This window comes from Elstera sp. (assembly GCF_044372965.1).
Taxonomy (GTDB): Bacteria; Pseudomonadota; Alphaproteobacteria; order Elsterales; family Elsteraceae; genus Elstera.
Genome location: NZ_JBILQX010000299.1, coordinates 1 through 2,591, shown reverse-complemented (window position 1 = coordinate 2,591; position 2,591 = coordinate 1). Strand labels below are relative to the sequence as shown.

6 protein-coding genes are annotated in these 2,591 nt (G+C 57.8%); 4 read left to right on the top strand and 2 right to left on the bottom strand.

Annotated features, from left to right (window positions below; translation table 11 throughout):
* The 4 genes from ACIQ36_RS19900 to ACIQ36_RS19885 all read left to right on the top strand — a co-directional run.
* Positions 1 to 446, top strand: a 446-nt coding sequence (locus tag ACIQ36_RS19900) for a hypothetical protein (RefSeq protein WP_395832604.1), incomplete at its 5' end; no start/stop codon positions are given.
* Positions 447 to 468: 22 nt separating this feature from the next.
* The gene (locus tag ACIQ36_RS19895; RefSeq protein ID WP_395832602.1) at positions 469 to 672 is read left to right on the top strand and encodes a hypothetical protein; all 204 of its coding nucleotides are present in this window, start codon (positions 469 to 471) and stop codon (positions 670 to 672) included.
* Between the two features lie 23 nt (positions 673 to 695).
* Positions 696 to 1,010 (top strand): hypothetical protein, encoded by a 315-nt coding sequence (locus tag ACIQ36_RS19890; RefSeq protein ID WP_395832600.1) that lies wholly within the window; start codon positions 696 to 698, stop codon positions 1,008 to 1,010.
* Positions 1,007 to 1,306, top strand: a complete 300-nt coding sequence (locus ACIQ36_RS19885; protein ID WP_395832598.1) for a hypothetical protein — start codon at positions 1,007 to 1,009, stop codon at positions 1,304 to 1,306. Before ACIQ36_RS19890 ends, ACIQ36_RS19885 begins: the two co-directional genes overlap by 4 nt.
* A 9-nt stretch (positions 1,307 to 1,315) precedes the next feature.
* Here the strand turns inward: ACIQ36_RS19885 and ACIQ36_RS19880 are convergent, their stop codons facing one another.
* Both ACIQ36_RS19880 and ACIQ36_RS19875 read right to left on the bottom strand, forming a co-directional pair.
* Positions 1,316 to 1,894, bottom strand: a complete 579-nt coding sequence (locus tag ACIQ36_RS19880; protein WP_395832596.1) for an SOS response-associated peptidase — start codon at positions 1,892 to 1,894, stop codon at positions 1,316 to 1,318.
* 11 nt (positions 1,895 to 1,905) lie between these two features.
* Positions 1,906 to 2,591, bottom strand: a 686-nt coding sequence (locus ACIQ36_RS19875) for a DUF4113 domain-containing protein (protein ID WP_395832594.1), incomplete at its 5' end; no start/stop codon positions are given.

The window sequence follows — 2,591 nt, the reverse complement described above, 5'->3', positions numbered from 1 at the left end:
GGATTTTAAAAACTCACTTAGCCCTTTCACACTCGGGAAATATTGCTACAGACGGGCAAGTGGTCGTTCCAGAGTATGGAGATCCTATGAGGTGCTTAGAGCTCCTTGAGACTCCTTCAGGCTGGAATTTACCCATGGGATTATATTTACACGGAGAAATTGGTAAAATTATTAACTCAACTCACCAGCTTTCGTTCAACCCAATATATAATGATGCAGATGCGGAAATGTTGGGAATGATAATGGAGTTATACGGTTTCCGGTTCGGTTTATTGTTTTCACCCAGAAAGCCAATTGCAGACGCCTTTTATCGCCCCGGCCTGATTGAAGTCGTTAAACAAAATCGTCGTCATAATATTTTTATTAGCTGGAATGATGAAGTTCGTCACGGCGGCATCACTTTGCGAAATGAGACGGAAGTACCTACCATGCGACCCGCCCCTTAGATGTGACCACGAGGTGAACGAGATGACAGATAAAGCAACCATCAGCTTTGGCGAGGCAGTTGGCCTCGGCATGATCCAAATTTTAAAAGGGGATGTCCCCGCCCCCGAGACCTTCTATGCAACCCCGGAAGCACTGGCGGCGGCAGCTCCGCTAGCTGCGTCACGGCGGAAACCAACATGGTTCTCTGGTCAAGAGGACAGTCAGGCCACTAACCCTATCGATTGAATAATCTGACCACGGGGTGAACCATGAACGGCGAGGAGCGTGACCGGCTAATCGGCAATCTTGTGGCGCACGGCGGGCAACTGGCGGCGGCGTTGCTTACCGACCAGCAGCGCTTGACGGCTCAGCAGTTGATCGAACGAGGGTTGGCCAAGTGGACGCCGGACTTCGTTGCGCTCAGCCTAGCGTGGATATGTCCGGTCTGCGGACCATCGTTGATTACCAGCGAGGGAGATCGGGCATTGTTTTGCGTTCGCCACGGCGATCAGAGCGATATCGATGAGGATCCCGATCTGGAGGATTGGCGCAACCGGTCTCGGTCATCGGGAGTGCCACTGTGACTGAAACGCCTGAAAAGCCCCTTTTTATTCCGCTGAACGCCGAATGGTTTGATGCTTTTGAGCGCGGCGATAAACGTGAAGAATATCGTCCGTCGGGTGGCCGGTGGAACGACCGTACCTGTCGGCCTGGCCGGCGAGTTACTCTCTCCCGTGGCTATGGGAAACAGCAACGTTTGCACGGCGTCATCACCGGCTTCAGGATCGATGTGGACCCCTGCGCCCTCCCCGCTTGGCGCTCCCTGTATGGTGATCGTGGCCCAGCCGCCGTCATCACGATAGAGTTGGACCGCGCTTAGGATTTCGGTTCAGGCTACCGCCATCAACTGCGACGGGTAGGGTGCCGCCAGAGGCAGGATTTCCGCCATGGTCCCAGACAACCATCTCTCTTCGTCTTCGGGATGCAAAATTACCGGCATTGCCTTCGGGTGGATCTCGGCAACAAGCGCATTAGGCTCACACGTCAGTAACGCATAGACGCCCTGCCCGCCTTCGGTTTGCCGCCATATCCCCGCAAACGAAAACACCGGTCGCGACGGCACCGAAAACCACCGCGCCACTTTCGAGCCCGCCTCCCCTTCCCACTCGCAAAATTCGGTGACCGGGACAAGACACCGCTGGGCGGGGGTGCTCAGCGCTTTCCGCCAGAAGGGGCTTGAAAGGTTTCGCACATTGGTGACCGGCGTCCGGGAATCGCCTGGCGGCGGAAACCCCCAGCCCATGACATCGAGCCGACGCTGCCCGTCCGCCTTGCGAACGACCCAGCCCATACGCTTTGGAAACAGTTCTTGGGGCGGTTGATCCACACCGCCAGCATAGGGTGCATCGATGCCGTAGGCCTGCTCCAGTCCGATCTGGTCCGTCGTCATCCGATACCGATTGCACATAGTTCACCCTCTTAGCACGCGACCACCTGCATTAGATCGGATGCGCGCGTCGTATAGCAAGGCGAGAGGTTGCCGCGACGCATGCCCCAGGCGGGCGCGGCGGCAACGGCACCGGGCCGCAGCGTGTGGCGGCCAAACCGTTTATTGACCTCATCCAGCGCTGACATCAGCGCCAGGGATTTTGCTGGGTCGCGCGACGGGAATAGATCGGCCACGGTCTGATGACCGGGCTGGTAGAGATCCAACAGCACGATGCCCGCTTTAGCATAGCGGTACCCATCACGCCATAAGGCTTGGGCTGCGCGCGTCGCGCTGGTGATGAGCGCGAGGCTATCAGCGGTCGGCTCCAGGGCAAGGGTGACCTGGTTGCTATAGGAGGGATCGCCGTTGAATCGGTTGGTGTGCAGGAACACCTGCATTCCGCTTGCCTGAAGGCCATGGCGACGGAGCTTTTCGGCGGCGCGGGTCGCGTAGGCGGCAACAGCCTCGCGCATTCCCTCCCAGGACGTGACCGCCTGGCCAAAACTTCGAGTGACGGCGATACTCTTCTTTGGCGGCGGTGTCTGGGAAAACTCAAAGCACGGGTTTCCGCGCAACTCGGCATGGGTCCGCTGCCCCGTTACCGTGAGCATCTCGCGCACCTGGTCGCTCTCCAAAGCGGTAAAATCGGCAACATTGGTCACACCCAACCGGGCGA

Bases quoted from the DNA above. Each gene is read 5' to 3' on its own strand.
- ACIQ36_RS19895 (WP_395832602.1), top strand. From the start codon at position 469: ATGACAGATAAAGCAACCATCAGCTTTGGCGAGGCAGTTGGCCTCGGC.
- ACIQ36_RS19890 (WP_395832600.1), top strand. From the start codon at position 696: ATGAACGGCGAGGAGCGTGACCGGCTAATCGGCAATCTTGTGGCGCAC.
- ACIQ36_RS19880 (WP_395832596.1), bottom strand. From the start codon at position 1,894: ATGTGCAATCGGTATCGGATGACGACGGACCAGATCGGACTGGAGCAG.